Source organism: Aestuariimicrobium ganziense, from assembly GCF_015352975.1.
GTDB lineage: Bacteria > Actinomycetota > Actinomycetes > Propionibacteriales > Propionibacteriaceae > Aestuariimicrobium > Aestuariimicrobium ganziense.
This window is the reverse complement of sequence record NZ_JACYIZ010000003.1, coordinates 93,246-109,482: the sequence shown is the minus strand read 5'-3', so window position 1 is coordinate 109,482 and position 16,237 is coordinate 93,246. Positions and strand designations below refer to the sequence as shown.

Genomic DNA, 16,237 nt, shown 5'->3' with positions numbered 1-16,237 from the left:
GGCGTCAGACCCCGGCGTGTTCGCGCCGGCTGGGTTCGGGCGGTGGAACCGGCACCCACGATCGTCCGAACACGTTGCGCACCACCCGCAGGGCCCGGTCGTACACGGTGGCCTGCAGGTCGAGCCGCATCCTCACGGTGTCGTCCGACAGCGGCGGGGACGAATCCTCGACGGTGAAGCCGCACGCTTCGAGCAGGTCGCGACGGGGGGTGCGGCAGTCGTCCCCGCCGGTGGACGCCATGGCCTCGACGCAGCTGGCGTGGCCGACCACACGTGAGGCCAGCGCCTGCACCAGGTGGCGAGACAGGTCGGGGCGGTCGGGTTCGGGATGGTGCAGTCCGACGACCGCGACCGCGTCCGGGGTTCGGCTGCAACGCGACAACGGGTGCCCGGCGGGCAGCGCTCGGGCTGGGGCGACCAGCAGCCAGGCCTCGGGGTGTCCGCCCTCGCCAGTGGCAGGTCCACCGGCGGCCAACCCGCAGAATCCGAAGCACTGCTGGGCGACGCGCACCCATGGCGCAGTCGGATCGAGCGAGCAGTCGCAGACCCCTGCCAGACCCGCGACATCGGCCGGTGTCAGCAGGCGAATGCGGCGGCCGATCATGGGCACATGGTACTTCGCGGGCAATGTGCGGCAGAGTAGAAGGGTGAGTCTGCCCCAACCGCCCGCGCCCCGTCCGGAGCGGCACGACACCCGCCTCGACCGCTACGTCGAGCAGTACGCCGACCGCACCCACACCATGCAGGCCTCGGCCGTGCGTGCCCTGTTCGCAGTGGCGAACCGCCCCGAGGTGGTCTCGCTGGCCGGTGGCATGCCCAACATCACCGACCTGCCGCTCAACGTGGTCGCCGACTCACTGCAGAACCTGATCATGACCGAGGGCACCAAGGCGATGCAGTACGGCTCGGGGCAGGGCGAGCCGATGATCCGTGAGCAGATCTGCGAGGTGATGGGCCTCGAGGGCATCGTCGCCCACCCCGACGACGTGGTGGTGACCTGCGGGTCGCAGCAGGCGCTCGACCTGGTCACCCGAATCTTCTGCAATCCCGGCGACGTGGTGATCGCCGAGGCGCCCAGTTACGTCGGCGCGCTCACCACCTTCCGCAGCTACCAGGTCGAGGTCGTCCACGTCACGATGGACGACGACGGCATCCGCACCGATGCCCTCGCCCAGGCCGTCACCGCTTGTCGTGCGGCGGGGAAGAACCCGAAGTTCCTCTACACGATTCCCAACTTCTCCAACCCCTCGGGCATCAGCCAGACGGCCGATCGGCGCCGCGAGGTGCTGCAGACCTGCCTCGACCTCGACCTGCTGGTCGTCGAGGACAACCCCTACGGGCTGCTGTCGCTCGACGCCGAGCCGTTGCCCGCGCTGCGCTCGATGGAGGACGAGCAGGTGCTCTACCTGGGTTCGTTCTCGAAAACGTTCGCGCCTGGGTTCCGGATCGGCTGGGCGCTCGCCCCGCACGCGGTACGCGAGAAGCTGACCCTGGCGCAGGAGGCGGCAACGCTGTGTCCGCCGGTGTTCAGCCAGTACGCGGTCTCGTCCTACCTGCGCGACCACGACTGGCAGAACCAGATCGTCAGCTTCAAGGACATGTACCGGGCCCGGCGCGACGCCATGCTCGAGGCGCTCGAGGAGTACATGCCCGAGGGCACCACGTGGACGAACCCGGCTGGCGGCTTCTTCGTCTGGGTGACCATGCCCGAGGGTCTGGACTCGCAGTCGATGCTGCCGCGAGCGGTGACCGACCGGGTCGCCTACACCCCGGGCACCGCGTTCTACGCCGATGGGCTCGGCAGCCGCAACCTGCGCCTGTCGTTCTGCTACCCACCGCCGGACCGGATCCGCGAGGGCGTCCGGCGGTTGGCCGAGGTGATGAGGCGCGAGCTGGACCTGCACCACACCTTCGGCCTGGGCACCTCCCCTCGCCACGACGGGCTCACCAGTGGCCCGGGACCAGAAGTCAGCTGAGGAGACCACCATGTCGAGTTCTGCATCACTGCCCAAGGTGATCGTGCTGGCCGGTGGGTTGAGCCATGAGCGCGACGTGTCGCTGCGGTCGGGACGACGCGTCGCCCAGGCCCTGCGGGTGGTCGGCCACGAGGTGATCGAGAGCGACGTGTCCGCCGATGTGGTCGAGCTCTTGCGGTCGCACCCCGACGCGGTGGTCTTCCCGTTGCTGCACGGTGAGGTCGGTGAGGACGGAGCCCTGCGCGAGGTCTTCGAACTGCTCGAAGTGACGTTCGTCGGGTCGTCCGCGGCGGCCTCGCGGGTGACCTTCGACAAGTCGATCTGCACCAAGGTCGTTGCCCATGCTGGGGTCAAGACCCCTCGTCAGGTGGCACTTCCGCACGAGATCTTCCGCGAGTTGGGCGCGAAGGCGCTGGTCGAGGGCATGGGTGCGCGGCTGGGGTTCCCGATGATGGTGAAGCCGGCGCGCTCGGGCTCGGCGCTGGGGTGCACCAAGGTGGACGACTTGGCCGGGCTGCCCGCGGCGATGGTCGCGGCCTACGCCTACGGCTCGGTGGCCGTGGTCGAGGAGTTCATCGAGGGCACCGAGGTGGCCGTGGCCGTGCTCGACGTCGACGGCGAGCGCCAGGTGCTGCCTGCGGTCGAGATTCGTCCCGAGTCGGGCGTCTACGACTACGCCGCCCGCTACACCGCGGGAGCGACCCGCTTCGTGACCCCGGCCGAGTTGGACGACGAGGTGACCGCCGCCGCTGAGAGCCTGGCCGTGCAGGCGGTCGAGGCACTGGGCCTGTGCGGACTGAGCCGGGTCGACATGATCATCACCGCCGAGGGCGAGCCGGTGTTCCTCGAGGCCAACGTCGCACCGGGGATGACCGAGACCTCGTTGGTGCCGCTGGCGATGGACGCAGCTGGGCTCGACCTCGGCGAGGTGTGCTCGCGGCTGGTGCTGGAGGCCGCTGCCCGATGAGCGTGCGCTTCAAGCGTGTGGCGGTGGTCTCTGCCGGGACGATCGTCTGCCTGGCGATGATGGTGCTCGGGTTGTGGCAGATGGACGTGTTCCGCAACCAGGGAAGGCAGAGCGCCGAGGAGATCACCAAGCTTCCGCCGGTGCCCCTGGTCGAGCACCTCAACGACACTGATGCATCCACCGTCTTCGGACGACAGGTCACCCTCACCGGGTCGTTCATCCCGGACGAGCAGTTCCACGCCGGTGAGGCGTACCCCCTGCGGGTGGTGACCGCCTTCAAGCTCGACAGCGGACAGGTGGTGGCCGTCGTGCGTGGTCAGCGAGGGTTGTCGGACGAGGTGACGCCCGCGGCCTCGGGGCCGGTGACCGTGACCGGGGTACTGCTGCCGTCGGAGAACGATCGGGCCCGCGGAGGCATCCCAGCCCAGGACCTGCCAGGTGACACGATCGCGAAGATCCGCCTGGCGCACGTGGCGCAGTACTGGCCGGGACCCTTGGTGAACGGCTATGTCACCTTGTCAGAGGCTGATGCAAAGTCGCAAGGGCTACAGCCCGCCCCGGTGGTGCTGCCCGAGTTGGAGGGTCGCGCCCGCAACGGTGGGTACGCGTTGCAGTGGTGGGTGTTCGCCGCGGCGGCGCTGGCCTTCTCGATCGTGGTGGCCCGCTCGATCAAGGAGTAGTGGATTCGCCGCTTCCAGACCGTCGTCCTAGGCTGGCAGGGTGAGCCAAGACCAGATGACCATCGCCCAGGAGATCGAGCGGGACGAGGTGCCTGGCATCCGTTCTGCGCTCACCCGCTATCGGGTGATGGCCTACGTCGTGGGCGTGCTGCTGGTGGTGCTGGTCTGCGTCGGCGTGCCGATGAAGTACCTGGCCGACGACGATCGCGTGGTGACCTGGACCGGTGTGCCCCACGGTTGGCTCTACATGGCGCTGCTGATCACCGCTGTCGACCTGGGTCGGCGGGTGAAGTGGTCCTGGAAGCGGCTGTTCCTGATCGCCCTGGCGGGCACCGTGCCGTTCCTGTCGTTCGTTGCCGAGCGGTCGGCCACCAAGAACGTGCGGGCGCTACTGGGAGTCGTGGAGCGTGCTGTCGGCTCAGAGGTCGACACTCAGAACTGAGCGTTCAGCCTCACGCCAGCGGGGCATCGCCACGCCCGACACATGGCTGAGACTCTTTGTCGACTTACTTCTTTGGTAGTAGGTATATATACTTCTTAACAGTCTTACAGATGTGTCGCGTTGATGACTGCGAGGATGCGATCGAGGTCCTCGTCACCCGCGAACTCGATGGTGATCCGGCCGCGATTGCGTCCGATGGCCACCTTCACCCTGGTGTCGAAGTGGTCGCTGAGCTCGCCAGAGAGGGTCAGCGCACGCTCATTGGGCTGGCGAGGCTGCCTCGGCCTACGCACAGGCTGCTCGTCCTCACCCAGGGCCACCAGTTCCTCGGTGGAGCGCACTGAGAGACCCTCGGCAACGATGCGCTCAGCCAAGCGCTCCTGTGCCGCGGGATCCGCCACTGCGAGCAGCGCTCGTGCGTGGCCTGCCGAGAGCACGCCAGCCGCGACCCGGCGCTGCACCGCCGGTGGTAGGCGCAGCAAACGGATGGTGTTGGCGATCTGTGGCCTGGAGCGCTTGATCCGGCTCGCGAGCTGCTCCTGCGTACAGCCGAAGTCCTCGAGCAACTGCTGATACGCGGCCGCCTCTTCAAGCGGGTTCAGCTGGGCCCGATGGAGGTTCTCGAGCAGTGCGTCACGCAGCAGTACGTCGTCCCCAGTACCGCGGACGATCGCCGGAATCGTCGTCCAGCCAGCGGCCTGGGCCGCCCGCCAGCGCCGCTCGCCCATGACCAACTCGTAGCCAGAGCCCTGTTCGCGGACGACGATCGGCTGCAACAGGCCGACCTCTGCGAGCGAGTCGACAAGCTCTGACAGTGCATCCTCGTCGAAGACCTGTCGCGGTTGCTTGGGGTTGGGGACGATCTGGTCGACAGGCACCTCACGGAAGGTGGAGCCGTCCTCCAGCGCCGCACTGCCGATCGAGGCGTCGCCGCCCTCGGACGGCTCGGTGGGGCGGAACAGCTCCCCCAGACCCTTGCCGAGTCCGCTGTGCTTGGTCTTGGCGGCCATCGCTCCTCCTTGCTGTGGGGTTGTCTGGTGGCTCATCTGGCGAGGCGGCGGGCGAGTTCCTCGGCCGCTTGGCGATAGGCGAGGGCTCCGGCAGAACTCGGCTCGTAGCCCAGGACGGTGGTGCCGTAGCTCGGCGCCTCCGCGATCCGGACCGACCGGGGAATCATGGTCGGCAGGGTCTGCTCGGGGAAGTGGGTGCGTACCTCTTCGGCGACCTGTTGCGAGAGCTTCGTCCGACCGTCGTACATGGTGAGCAGCACGGTGCCCAGCTTCAGCTCGTCATTGAGACCACCCTTGACCAGGTTGATGGTGCGCATCAACTGGGTGACGCCTTCGAGGGCGTAGTACTCACACTGGATGGGGATCAGGATCTCGTCCGCCGCAACGAGCGCATTGAGCGTGAGTAGGCCCAGTGACGGTGGGCAGTCGAACAGGACGACGTCGACGTCATGCCTTGTCAAGTGCCTGTCGATGGCTCGCTTGAGCCTGTTCTCCCGTCCGGAGGCTGCGACCAGTTCGAGCTCGGCTGCAGCGAGGTCGATCGTGGCGGGCACCACCCACAGGCTCCCTGGTTCGGTCGAGGCGACCTCGACCTGGTCGATCGGGGTCTGCTCGAGCAGAACCTCATAGGTGCCTGGCGTGCCGAGTTCGTGCTCAGCACCCAGTGCTGTCGAGGCGTTGCCCTGCGGATCGCAGTCGATGACCAGGACACTCAGTCCGCCGCCTGCGAGCGCGGCAGCGAGGTTGACGACGGTGGTCGTCTTGCCGACGCCACCCTTCTGGTTCGCCACCACGATCCGCGTTGTCGCGCGCGGTGGGGGCAGTACTCTGGCCACCCTTGGCGATGTTTCACGTGAAACGTCGTCGTTGGGTTCGGGCGGGGTGTCAAACTCGTCCAGCTCATGCAGGACGCGTCGTGGGCCCTTCCTCGCGGGGATCGATGGAGAAGCCTGCGGAGATGTTTCACGTGAAACATCCTCTTGGTGGATCTGCCCACCGTCGCCAGGCACTCTCACGGCTTGCACTCCCTCGGGTTCGCTCCACACATCCCGCGCCACTCTATCGACTCCCCGTGACACAGTGGACGCATGCCTTGGCAGACCAACAGCTCGCATGTTGTGTACGAGAACGCCTGGATTCGTGTGCGTCACGACGAGGTGGCCCGGCCGGACGGATCGGACGGTGTCTACGGCGTGGTCGAGAGCCGGAACCCCGCCGTCTTCATCGTCGCCATAGACGAGGACGATCGCGTGCACCTGGTCAGGCTTGACCGCTACACCACTGGTGAGCAGTGGGAAGTGCCAGCCGGCGGCACGGACGGCGAGGACCCGCTGACGGCGGCGCAGCGTGAGTTGCGCGAGGAGACCGGCCACGTAGCCCGTGACTGGCAGCGACTGGGGGAGCTCTGGGCGTTGAACGGCGTGTGCCGTGCCAGGCACCACGTCTTCCTGGCAAGGGACCTGCATCCGGCTGAGGGGCATGAGGGGAACCAGCAGGACGAGGAGGGGATCAGCCAGACGCGTTGGGTGCCGTGGGCCGATGTGCTGCGGATGCTGCGTGAGGGAGAGATCCAGGACGGGGAGACGGTCTCGGCGCTGATGCTGGCGGCGCTGGCCCTGGACCGAGTGAGCTGACGCCTGTCAGGCCGGGCGAACCACCACGGCACTGGTGGGCTCGGCAGCGGGATGGGCACGCACCTGTCGCACCTGCGCCACCAGTCGCGCCTTCTTGAGCTCCTTGCCGGCCTTGGCGACCTCGTCCGGTGCTGACGCGCCCTTGAGCATCACCATCTGCCCTCGCGGCACGAACAGCGGCATGCACCACTCCAGCAGCTTGGTCAGGGGAGCGACAGCTCGTCCTGTCACGACGTCGAATCGATCCTTGAGTTCCTCGGCGCGGCCGCGGACCACGGTGACCCGATCGTCGAGACCGAGTTCGTCCACAGCCAGTTCCAGGAACTCCGCGCGGCGCTGCAGCGGCTCGAGCAGCACCATCTCCAGGTCGGGCCGCAGCACGGCCAGAGGGATTCCGGGCAGGCCGGCGCCTGAGCCGACGTCAACCGTCCGCGCACCGGTGGGGATCACGCTGGTCAGCGCCACCGAGTTGAGTACGTGCCTCTCCCACAGCCGACCGGCTTCGCGTGGGCCCAACAGCCCCCACTCAATTCCTCGACTCGCCAATATATCGACATAGCTCTCTATCGTCGAAGAGGCGGGGCCGAACACAGCGTCCACGACGACAGACGCCGGCGTCCCCGAGGTCAGTACCTCGGGGACGCCGGCGCTGTGCGATGTCTGGTCGTTCACTGCGGCAGGACGACGACGAACCGCTTGGGCTCGACACCCTCGGACTCGCTGGTCAATCCAGCGGCGGCCACCGCGTCGTGCACGATCTTGCGCTCGAACGGGTTCATCGGTGCCAGGCGCTCCGCCTGTCCCGACTCCTTGACCACGGTGATCGCCTGCTGGGCGAGCTCGGTGAGCTCCTTGCGGCGCTTCTCACGGTGTCCGGCGACGTCGAGCATCAGCCGGCTGCGGTGACCGGTCTCGGTCATCACGGCCAGGCGCGACAGCTCCTGCAGTGCGTCGAGCACCTCGCCGTTGCGACCGACCAGCTGGTCGGCATCGGTGACGATCGAGATGTGGGCTCGTCCGCCCTCGACGTAGGTGTCGATGTCACCGTCGAGGTCGGCGATGTCGAGCAGTTCCTCGAGGTAGTCCGCGGCGATGTCGCCCTCGGCCTCGAGGTCGTCGGCCGGACCGTCGTCGTCGACCTCGCTGGTCTCGACGTCCGCGGTCTCGACGGGGTTGTCCTCGACCGTGGCCTGCTCGGCCTGGGTCTCGTCGACGACGGGCGTGTTCTCGTCGCTCACGTGCTTCTCCTTGCGGTCAGGTCGGACGATCACGTCCGGGTGGTTCAGGGAACGGGGGGATTACTTCTTGCGTGCCGAGCGGGTCTGCCGGTTCGGCTGCTGGCGCTGGACGACCTGTCGTCCGCCGTCGCTGGTTCGGCGCACCGTCTGACGGGTGACGCCCTGGCGGGCCACCGTCGCACGCTCGACACCGTCGTCACCGATCACGGTCTTGGCCTCGGTGGGCTTGACCCGACCCAAGCGCTTCTCACGACGCTGCTGCTCGAGCTCGTCGGGATCGATGCCCTTGGCCCGCATCCGCTCCTGCCAGTCGACGTAGGCAGGGGTGTTGGGCGAGGGGTTGTTGTGGATCAGGATGTACTGCTGCACCATCGTCCACAGGTTCGAGGTGAGCCAGTAGATGAGCACACCGATCGGGATGTAGAGACCCGAGAACAGGTACATCGCCGGGAACAGGTACAGCATCATCTTCTGCTGCTGCGCCAGCGGCCCGGTCAGTGCCTCGGGCGGCATGTTCTTGCGCATCAGCTGCAACTGGGTGATGAACAGCACCACCGTCATCGCCACGGCCAGCACGATGCACAGGATCTGGGTGGCACCGAACGGATCCATCGGCAGGAACCTGGCGGCCAGCTTGGCCCCGAAGATGTCGGCGTTCTGCAGCGAGGTCATCAACTCGGGGTTGTTCTTGAAGAACGAACCGCGGGGAATGCCGCGGGAGGCACCCTCGAGCACGCGGAACAGCGCCAGGAAGATCGGCATCTGCAGCAGCAGCGGCAGGCACGAGGCGGTGGGGTTGACCCCCTCCTCCTTGTACAGCTTCATCATCTCCTGGCCGGCGCGTTCGCGGTCGTGGCCGTACTTCTCCTGGATGGCCTTGAGCTTGGGTTGCACCAACTGCATGTTGCGCGCGGAGTTGATCTGCTTGACGAACAGCGGGATCAGCGCGGTCCGGATCACCACCGTGAGGGTGATGATGGCCATCGTCCAGGCCCACCCCTCGTGGTTGAACACCGGCAGCCACAGCTTGTGGAACAGCACGACCAGGCCAGACACGACCCAGTACAGGGGCTGCATCATGGCGCTGATCAGGTCGCGCACGCTGTCCCACAGCCCCAACAGGAGCATGGTTTGGAAGACGGCTTGGCTCACAGGTCACCTCGGGAGGAGTGGGTGGTGGCCCCGATCCGCTCGCGGCGGGGTGGGGCAGTGGTGGTCTTGGTGTCGGCGGCCTGTTCGGCGGCCCAGGCCTCGGCCTCGGGGGTGCCGGGAACGGGATCGTACCCGCCCAGCGACCAGGGGTTGCAACGCACGATCCGGTGCACGGTCAGCCAGCCGCCCTTCAGGGCACCGTGGGTCTGCAGTGCCTTGAGCCCGTAGGCCGAGCAACTGGGGTGGTACTTGCAGACGTTGCCGTACAGCGGCGAGATCAGCAGCCGCCACAACCGGACGAAGCCGATCATCAGCCAGGTCACCGGGCGGAACTTCATCGCCGGGCCTCCAGTCGGGTGATTGCCCCGCGCCAGGCGCCGCGCAGGTCATCGTCCAGCCGGGACGAGCCGACGGCCGCCGGAAGGGCGCGCACCACGACGTCGTAGCCGGTGGGGTGAGCTTCCACCAGCGGACGAGCCAGGTGGCGCAGTTGGCGCTTGACTCGGTTGCGGACGACGGCTCCCCCCACGGCCTTGGACACGACAAAGCCCACCCGGGTCGGGTTGACCTCGTCGAGTGGGCTCTGGGTGGCACGCAGGTGCACGACCATGCTGGGACGAGCCACCCGCACGCCGTGGCGTGTGGTCTCGCGGAAGTCCGCAGAGGTCTTCAGCCGCGCCCTGGACGCCAGCACGGCAGTGCTCAGGCGGACAGCTCTTGGCGGCCCTTGCGGCGGCGGGCGCTCAGGATCGCGCGGCCGGCGCGGGTGCGCATGCGGGTGCGGAAGCCATGGGTACGGCTGCGACGCCGGTTGCTGGGCTGGAAGGTGCGCTTGCTCACGGTGCTCACTCCAAGGACTCTGTGCGGAATGGTGCCCACGATGGGCACACGGGGAAGTGGTCGCTCGACAGCGACTGGTCAACGATACGTGGCAGATCTGGGTGCGGGCAAACCCGGACGACCGCCCTGGCCGGTCGAGAGGACGAATCACAGCGCTGTAGTCCAGTCGACACGCCGACGACGGGCCCAGAAACGCCCACCCCACCTTGCAGGGCCACAGCGCCATTGACTACCTTGGCCCGAAGCTGTTCCCAGAATCGCCCCCAGTTCTCCACAGGTGTCGATACTGTGGACAACCCTGTGGACAACTGAGGTTCATCGGTTGACGTGACAAACCTCCTGTCGCCGATGACACCAGCGGGAAGTGGCCACGGTCAACGATAACGTCGTCGAGTGCGGGACCCCCAGCCCCGCGAAGGAGTGCACACCGTGGTCGACACACCGGTCTCGTCGTCTGGCGCTGGCGCCGGCGCGACGGTTGACCTCGACCAGGTGTGGGCAGCCATCAAGCGATCGGTCGACCAACCCACCAGGGCATGGCTCAGGAACACGAAACCCCTGACCATCCACGAGTCGACGGTCATGATCGCGGTGCCCAACGACTTCACCCGCGACCGGGTCGAGACCCGGCTGCGCGACCAACTCGAAGAGGCCCTCTCGGATCGGTTCTCGCGTCCGATGCGCCTGGCCATCACGGTCGAGCCCGACCTGGAGCTCGATCTGGAGCCCGACGAGGTCGACACCGGTGACGACGAGGTCGAGGTGACCCCCGGCATCGACACCGGCAATGGCAAGCCTGTGGACAGGGGTGTGGACAGCGCCGCATCTGCCGCAGTCAGCAGCCTGTCGGCCCTCAGCGACGAAGATCGGCTGAACCCCAAGTACACCTTCGACACCTTCGTGGTCGGCCCGTCCAACCGGTTCGCCCACGCGGCCGCCGTGGCCGTGGCCGAGATGCCGGGCAAGGCCTACAACCCGCTGCTGATCTACGGCGACTCGGGCCTGGGCAAGACCCACCTTCTGCACGCGCTGGGGCACTACGTGCGCAGCTACTACCCCCGGGTCAAGGTCAAGTACGTCAGCACCGAGCAGCTGACCAACGACTTCATCAACGCGATCTCCGACAACCGCACCCAGCAGTTCCGGCGCACCTACCGCGAGGTCGACGTGCTGTTGATCGACGACATCCAGTTCCTGGAGTCGAAGATCCAGACCCAGGAGGAGTTCTTCCACACCTTCAACACCCTGCACAACGCACAGAAGCAGATCGTGTTGACCTCCGATCGTCCGCCGAAGGCACTCGAGAACCTCGAGTCGCGTCTGCGCAGCCGCTTCGAGTGGGGCCTGCTGACCGACATCCAGCCGCCCGACCTCGAGACCCGGATCGCCATCCTCAAGAAGAAGGCGCACGCCGAGCGGTTCGAGGTTGGCGCCGAGGTGCTGGAGTTCATCGCCACCAAGATCCAGTCCAACATCCGCGAACTCGAGGGTGCGCTGGTGCGGGTGACCGCGTTCGCCAGCCTCAATCGCCAGGGCGTCGACCTCGACGTGGCCGAGTCCGTGCTCAAGGACCTGATTCCTGACGGCGGTGACGGCACGGTGACCAGCCAGCTGATCATCAACGAGACCGTGGCCTACTTCGGCATCACGGTGGACGAGTTGTGCGGCAGGTCTCGCAACCACGCCCTGGTCACCGCCCGCCAAATCGCGATGTACCTGTGCCGTGAGCTCACCGAGCTGTCGCTGCCCAAGATCGGCGAGGCCTTCGGCGGCAAGGACCACAGCACCGTGCTGCACGCGGTGCGCAAGATCCGCGAGCAATTGCCCGAGCGTCGCAGCATCTTCAACCAGGTGAGCGAGCTGACCAACCGGATCAAGCAGGCCGCCAACAGCTGAGGTCGAGTCCACGGTCCCCGTCCCAGCACAGGTTGGGTCACCGGGCGCAGGATCAAACGTGTGCTCAGTCAACAACCCTGTGCCGGGTGGTTGACAGGGAACCCGCCACCTGACCCTCGTTGTGGTGATCGTCCTCTGCGGACACGGCTGTGGACAGCTGTGGAACCTTCTCCACACCCAGCCCCCATCCCCAGACCGCGCTCGCTGTCCAAGGGTCGTCCACACCTCGTCCCCACCCGTTCTCGAACGGGATGACAAGGCTGAACGCTCGATCTCCACAGGTTCCACAGAAGTGATGACTGTGACTGGAGGACATACATCATCCAGGGGTAACAGTGGGTTCGTCCCCAGGTGTGCACGACCTCGCACACCACGCCCACCCGACCGGGCAGATGTCGGTCTGTGTCGATATGATCGAGTACCGCGCCGCGGCGCGACAGTGGTGTCGATGACCCTGGTCGAAGGGAAATCCGTGAAGATTCGCCTGGAACGTGACGTGATGGCCGAAGCGGTGGCTTGGGCTGCGCGCAGCTTGCCGACCCGGCCCTCGGCACCGATTCTCACCGGCCTGCTGATCCGTGCCGAAACCGACGGCGTCACCATGTCGAGCTTCGACTACGAGACGTCGGCCAAGATCGAGGTCAAGGCCCAGGTCTCCGAAGAGGGCGAGGCGCTGGTCTCCGGCCGCCTGCTTGCCGACATCGCGCGCTCGCTGCCCAACAAGCCCGTCGAGATCACCAGCGACGGCAACCACCTCGAGCTGGTCTGCGGGTCGGCGAGGTTCACCCTGCAGACCCTGCCGGTCGCCGAGTACCCCGCCCTGCCCGAGATGCCAGCAGCCACCGGAACGGTCGAGTCGTCCGACTTCGCCAAGGCGGTCGCCCAGGTCGTGGTGGCCGCCGGCCGAGACGAACTGCTGCCGGTCTTCACCGGTGTGCGCGTCGAACTCGAGGGCGAGACCCTGTCGCTGCTGGCCACCGACCGCTACCGGATGGCGCTCAAGGAACTGTCCTGGCGCCCCGCCGGCAGCTCAGAACAGGGCGCTGCACTCGTCCCCGCCAAGGTGCTCTCCGACACTGCCCGATCGATGACCTCCGGCGAGCACGTCACCATGAGCCTGTCGAACGCCTCGGTCGGCGACGGACTGATCGGCTTCGAGGGCGACGGCTCCGGCGGCACCCGCCAGACCACCACCCGCCTGCTCGACGGCGAGTTCCCCAAGGTGCGCCACCTGATGAACGTGCAGGCCGCGGTCAGCGTGCGCTGCGCCACCGCCGACGTGATCGCCTCGGTCAAGCGCGTCGCCCTGGTGGCCGAGCGCAACACCCCGCTGCGCATGCTGATCGGCGACGGACAGATCGCGCTCGAGGCCGCCACCGGTGACCAGGCCCAGGCCTCGGAGGCCATCGAGGCCGTGGTCGAGAACCACGCCGGCGGCGAGATGGCGATCACGGCCGCGGGCTTCAACCCGCACTACCTGTCGGATGCGTTGGGCGCCCTGGACACCCCGTTCGTCCACTTCGCGTTCACCGCGCCGGGCAAGCCCTGCCTGATCACCGGCCTGGACAGCGTCGACGGTGAACCGCTCACCGACTACCGCCACGTCATCATGCTCATGCGCCTGCCCGACACCGCCGGACGACGCTGACCCTGACGTTCCACCCCCACCCCACCCACGCCGCTACTAGGAGGCGCCATGGAACTCGGACTCGTCGGACTGGGCAAGATGGGCGGCGCCATGCGCGAGCGCCTGCGCGACCGTGACCACACCGTCGTCGGCTACGACCAGAACCAGGAGATCTCCGACGCCAAGGACCTGGCCGACATGGTCGCCCAGCTGACCGCCTCACCGAAGGTGGTGTGGGTGATGGTTCCCCAGCAGGCGGTGCAGTCGGTGATCGACGAACTCGTCCCCCTGATGGCCAGCGGCGACATCATCATCGACGGCGGCAACTCCAAGTGGACCCATGACAAGCGCCACGCCGAGCAGCTCGCCCCGCACGGTCTGGAGTTCCTCGACTGCGGCGTTTCTGGCGGCATTTGGGGTCGTGAGAACGGCTATGCCCTGATGGTGGGCGGCAAGGCCGAGGTGGTGGAGCACTGCATGCCGATCTTCACCGCGCTCAAGCCCGACGGTGAGTTCGGCTTCGTCCACGCCGGTGACCACGGCGCCGGCCACTTCGCCAAGATGGTCCACAACGGCATCGAGTACGGCATCATGCAGGCCTACGCCGAGGGTTGGGAACTGCTCGAGACCGCCGGTGAGGTGACCAACGTCCCAGAGGTCTTCCGCTCGTGGCGCGAAGGCACCGTGATCCGCTCGTGGCTGCTCGACCTGATGGTGGCCGCGCTCGACAAGGACCCGCACCTGGACGGCATCGAGGGCTACGCCGAGGACTCCGGCGAGGGGCGCTGGACGGTCAACGCCGCCGTCGACCTGGCCGTGCCGGTGCCCACCATCGCCGCATCGCTGTTCGCCCGGTTCGTCTCGCGCCAGGAAGACCAGACCGCGATGAAGATGATCGCGGCGATGCGCAACGAGTTCGGTGGCCACGGCGTGATCACCGACCCCAAGCCCTGACCGGCACGGCCGTGGCACGACCACGGGGGCGCTGATGCACGTCGAACACCTGCAGTTGCACGACTTTCGCAGCTACCCCAGTGCCGACATCGCACTGGCACCCGGCGTCAGCGTGTTCGTCGGCGCCAACGGGCAGGGCAAGACCAACCTGGTCGAGGCGGTGGAGTACCTGTCGACGTTGTCGTCGCACCGGGTCGCCCAGGACGCCCCACTCGTGCGAGCCGGCACCGAGCAGGCCATCGTCCGCGCCCGGGTCAGGGCCGGCCTGGACGACGAACGCACCCTGCTGCTGGAGTGCGAGATCAACCCCCAACGAGCCAACCGGGCCCGGATCAACCGCTCGCCACAAGCGCGGATGCGCGACCTGCTCGGGGTGCTGCGCACGGTTGTGTTCTCACCCGAAGACCTGGCGATCGTCAAGGGTGACCCCTCGGACCGGCGCCGGTTCCTCGACCAGGTGGTGGTCACCCGCTGGCCCCGGATGGCCGGGGTCAAGGCCGACTACGACCGACTGCTTCGCCAACGCAACACCCTGCTCAAGTCGTTGTCGGGCCGGCACGGTCGAGCTGTCGACCCCGACGCCGAGTCGACCCTCGACGTCTGGGACGACCAGCTCAGCCAGGTCGGCGGGGAACTGCTGCTGGCCAGGCTCGACACCCTGGCCGAGCTGATGCCACTGACCGCCACTGCCTACGCCGACATCGCGCCGCAGAACAACACCGTCACCGCCGAGTACCGCACCGCCCTCGACCTGTCGGGCGAGCTCAGCCGCGAAGAACTCACCACCCGACTGCTCGAGGGCATGCGGCACCGCCGCCGCGACGAGATCGTGCGCGGGGTGAGCTTGGTCGGCCCGCACCGCGACGAGGTGCTGCTGTCGATCGGCGACCTGCCCGCCAAGGGTTACGCCAGCCACGGCGAGTCCTGGAGCCTGGCGCTGTCGCTCAAGCTGGGGGCGTTCGGGCTGGTCAGGGCCGACGGCGTCGAGCCGGTACTGGTGCTCGACGACGTGTTCGCCGAACTCGACCAGACCCGCCGAGAACGCCTCGCCGGTGCGGTGCGTGACGCCGAGCAGGTGCTGGTGACGGCCGCCGTCGGCGCCGATGTGCCCGACCTGCTGGCCGGGCGCCGGTTCCGGGTGGTGCGCGGTGAGGTCACCGCCGAGGACGAGGACCAGCAGCCCGACCAGGGGGTGAACCAGTGAGCGACCCGGATCGTCCAGTCGACGCAGGCCCCGATGACCTCGACGCCGAGGACGCGCAGGCCCTGGCCGACCATGACCCGCAGGGCATCGACCTGGCCACCCAGATCGCCCACCAGACTGCGGCCGGCGGATCACCGAGCGGGGGAGTGAATCTGCCGCCGTCCAAGGGTGTTCGACCCCGGCGCAAGCGTCGTCCCAGTGACCCCACCACCCGCTCGGGCTCGGGTCCCGACGAACGCGACCCCCAGACCGTGGGCAGCGTGTTCGACAACCTCGTCCAGGATCGGGGCTGGACCAAGCAGCTGAGCGTGCGCACCCTGCTCGGACGCTGGGCCGACCTGGTCGGTGAGGACAACGCCAACCACACCACCCCCGAGGCCTACCAGGACGGGGTGCTCACCATTCGTGCCGACTCCACCACCTGGGCGACCTCGCTGCGCATGATCCAGACCCACCTGATCGCCAAGCTCAATGCCGAACTGGGCGACGGCACCGTCACCAAGGTGACGATCCTGGGCCCGAGCGCCCCGTCCTGGAAGCGCGGGCCCCGGTCGGTGCGCGATGGGCGAGGACCTCGCGACACCTATGGCTGAGCGGCCCCGGCTGCACTGCTCGGC

17 protein-coding genes and 2 pseudogenes are annotated in these 16,237 nt (G+C 67.5%); 10 read left to right on the top strand and 9 right to left on the bottom strand.

Annotation, left to right across the window (positions count from 1 at the left end; translation table 11 throughout):
• Window positions 1-4 precede the first annotated feature (4 nt).
• A complete protein-coding gene (locus IE660_RS06400; RefSeq protein WP_203567510.1) occupies window positions 5-604 on the bottom strand; it encodes a hypothetical protein in 600 nt (199 codons plus the stop codon).
• A 43-nt stretch (window positions 605-647) separates the two neighbouring features.
• Between IE660_RS06400 and IE660_RS06395 the strand changes: the two genes are divergently transcribed.
• From IE660_RS06395 to IE660_RS06380, 4 genes and pseudogenes are all read left to right on the top strand, one after another.
• Complete coding sequence (locus IE660_RS06395) at window positions 648-1,976, top strand: aminotransferase-like domain-containing protein (protein ID WP_328701875.1); 1,329 nt, start codon at window positions 648-650, stop codon at window positions 1,974-1,976.
• A gap of 10 nt (window positions 1,977-1,986) precedes the next feature.
• Window positions 1,987-2,943, top strand: coding sequence for a D-alanine--D-alanine ligase family protein (locus IE660_RS06390; RefSeq protein ID WP_203567508.1), 957 nt, complete (start codon window positions 1,987-1,989; stop codon window positions 2,941-2,943).
• Window positions 2,940-3,623 (top strand): SURF1 family protein, encoded by a 684-nt coding sequence (locus tag IE660_RS06385; protein WP_203567507.1) that lies wholly within the window; start codon window positions 2,940-2,942, stop codon window positions 3,621-3,623. The genes IE660_RS06390 and IE660_RS06385 overlap by 4 nt, the downstream gene beginning before the upstream one ends.
• Before the next feature lie 73 nt (window positions 3,624-3,696).
• A pseudogene (locus tag IE660_RS06380) lies at window positions 3,697-4,065 on the top strand (DUF3817 domain-containing protein); the annotation flags it as partial.
• 104 nt (window positions 4,066-4,169) lie between these two features.
• Here IE660_RS06380 and IE660_RS06375 read toward each other — a convergent pair.
• Complete coding sequence (locus tag IE660_RS06375; protein ID WP_203567506.1) at window positions 4,170-5,075, bottom strand: ParB/RepB/Spo0J family partition protein; 906 nt, start codon at window positions 5,073-5,075, stop codon at window positions 4,170-4,172.
• Window positions 5,076-5,107: 32 nt separating this feature from the next.
• Window positions 5,108-6,085, bottom strand: a complete 978-nt coding sequence (locus tag IE660_RS06370) for a ParA family protein (protein WP_407929005.1) — start codon at window positions 6,083-6,085, stop codon at window positions 5,108-5,110.
• A gap of 78 nt (window positions 6,086-6,163) precedes the next feature.
• Between IE660_RS06370 and IE660_RS06365 the strand changes: the two genes are divergently transcribed.
• Complete coding sequence (locus IE660_RS06365) at window positions 6,164-6,709, top strand: NUDIX domain-containing protein (RefSeq protein WP_203567505.1); 546 nt, start codon at window positions 6,164-6,166, stop codon at window positions 6,707-6,709.
• Between the two features lie 6 nt (window positions 6,710-6,715).
• Here IE660_RS06365 and rsmG read toward each other — a convergent pair whose 3' ends face one another.
• The 6 genes and pseudogenes from rsmG to rpmH form a co-directional block, all read right to left on the bottom strand.
• Entirely contained in the window at window positions 6,716-7,339 is a 624-nt protein-coding gene (gene rsmG, locus IE660_RS06360; protein WP_203567844.1) for a 16S rRNA (guanine(527)-N(7))-methyltransferase RsmG, read from the bottom strand.
• Window positions 7,340-7,377: 38 nt separating this feature from the next.
• Window positions 7,378-7,947 carry a Jag family protein gene (locus IE660_RS06355; protein ID WP_328701873.1) on the bottom strand — a complete coding sequence of 190 codons (570 nt, stop codon included), beginning with the start codon at window positions 7,945-7,947 and terminating at the stop codon, window positions 7,378-7,380.
• Window positions 7,948-8,007: 60 nt separating this feature from the next.
• Window positions 8,008-9,075, bottom strand: coding sequence for a membrane protein insertase YidC (gene yidC / locus IE660_RS06350; protein ID WP_203567843.1), 1,068 nt, complete (start codon window positions 9,073-9,075; stop codon window positions 8,008-8,010).
• Window positions 9,076-9,191: 116 nt separating this feature from the next.
• A pseudogene (yidD, locus tag IE660_RS06345) lies at window positions 9,192-9,473 on the bottom strand (membrane protein insertion efficiency factor YidD); the annotation flags it as partial.
• A complete protein-coding gene (gene rnpA / locus IE660_RS06340; RefSeq protein WP_203567502.1) occupies window positions 9,434-9,793 on the bottom strand; it encodes a ribonuclease P protein component in 360 nt (119 codons plus the stop codon). The pseudogene yidD and the gene rnpA, both read right to left, overlap by 40 nt.
• 8 nt (window positions 9,794-9,801) lie before the next feature.
• Window positions 9,802-9,939 carry a 50S ribosomal protein L34 gene (gene rpmH / locus IE660_RS06335; protein WP_203567842.1) on the bottom strand — a complete coding sequence of 46 codons (138 nt, stop codon included), beginning with the start codon at window positions 9,937-9,939 and terminating at the stop codon, window positions 9,802-9,804.
• Window positions 9,940-10,332: 393 nt separating this feature from the next.
• Between rpmH and dnaA the strand changes: the two genes are divergently transcribed.
• From dnaA to IE660_RS06310, 5 genes are all read left to right on the top strand, one after another.
• A complete protein-coding gene (gene dnaA, locus IE660_RS06330; RefSeq protein ID WP_407929000.1) occupies window positions 10,333-11,835 on the top strand; it encodes a chromosomal replication initiator protein DnaA in 1,503 nt (500 codons plus the stop codon).
• Window positions 11,836-12,307: 472 nt separating this feature from the next.
• The gene (dnaN, locus tag IE660_RS06325; RefSeq protein ID WP_203567501.1) at window positions 12,308-13,483 is read left to right on the top strand and encodes a DNA polymerase III subunit beta; all 1,176 of its coding nucleotides are present in this window, start codon (window positions 12,308-12,310) and stop codon (window positions 13,481-13,483) included.
• Window positions 13,484-13,531: 48 nt separating this feature from the next.
• Entirely contained in the window at window positions 13,532-14,416 is an 885-nt protein-coding gene (gene gnd / locus IE660_RS06320) for a phosphogluconate dehydrogenase (NAD(+)-dependent, decarboxylating) (protein WP_203567500.1), read from the top strand.
• Between the two features lie 34 nt (window positions 14,417-14,450).
• Complete coding sequence (gene recF / locus IE660_RS06315; RefSeq protein WP_203567499.1) at window positions 14,451-15,620, top strand: DNA replication/repair protein RecF; 1,170 nt, start codon at window positions 14,451-14,453, stop codon at window positions 15,618-15,620.
• Window positions 15,617-16,213: a DUF721 domain-containing protein gene (locus IE660_RS06310; RefSeq protein WP_203567498.1), complete on the top strand. Its 597-nt coding sequence runs from the start codon at window positions 15,617-15,619 to the stop codon at window positions 16,211-16,213. Before recF ends, IE660_RS06310 begins: the two co-directional genes overlap by 4 nt.
• Window positions 16,214-16,237: the final 24 nt, after the last annotated feature.

Bases quoted from the DNA above. Each gene is read 5' to 3' on its own strand.
- recF (WP_203567499.1), top strand. From the start codon at position 14,451: ATGCACGTCGAACACCTGCAGTTGCACGACTTTCGCAGCTACCCCAGT.
- IE660_RS06385 (WP_203567507.1), top strand. From the start codon at position 2,940: ATGAGCGTGCGCTTCAAGCGTGTGGCGGTGGTCTCTGCCGGGACGATC.
- IE660_RS06375 (WP_203567506.1), bottom strand. From the start codon at position 5,075: ATGGCCGCCAAGACCAAGCACAGCGGACTCGGCAAGGGTCTGGGGGAG.
- yidC (WP_203567843.1), bottom strand. From the start codon at position 9,075: ATGCTCCTGTTGGGGCTGTGGGACAGCGTGCGCGACCTGATCAGCGCC.
- IE660_RS06400 (WP_203567510.1), bottom strand. From the start codon at position 604: ATGATCGGCCGCCGCATTCGCCTGCTGACACCGGCCGATGTCGCGGGT.
- IE660_RS06365 (WP_203567505.1), top strand. From the start codon at position 6,164: ATGCCTTGGCAGACCAACAGCTCGCATGTTGTGTACGAGAACGCCTGG.
- gnd (WP_203567500.1), top strand. From the start codon at position 13,532: ATGGAACTCGGACTCGTCGGACTGGGCAAGATGGGCGGCGCCATGCGC.
- IE660_RS06390 (WP_203567508.1), top strand. From the start codon at position 1,987: ATGTCGAGTTCTGCATCACTGCCCAAGGTGATCGTGCTGGCCGGTGGG.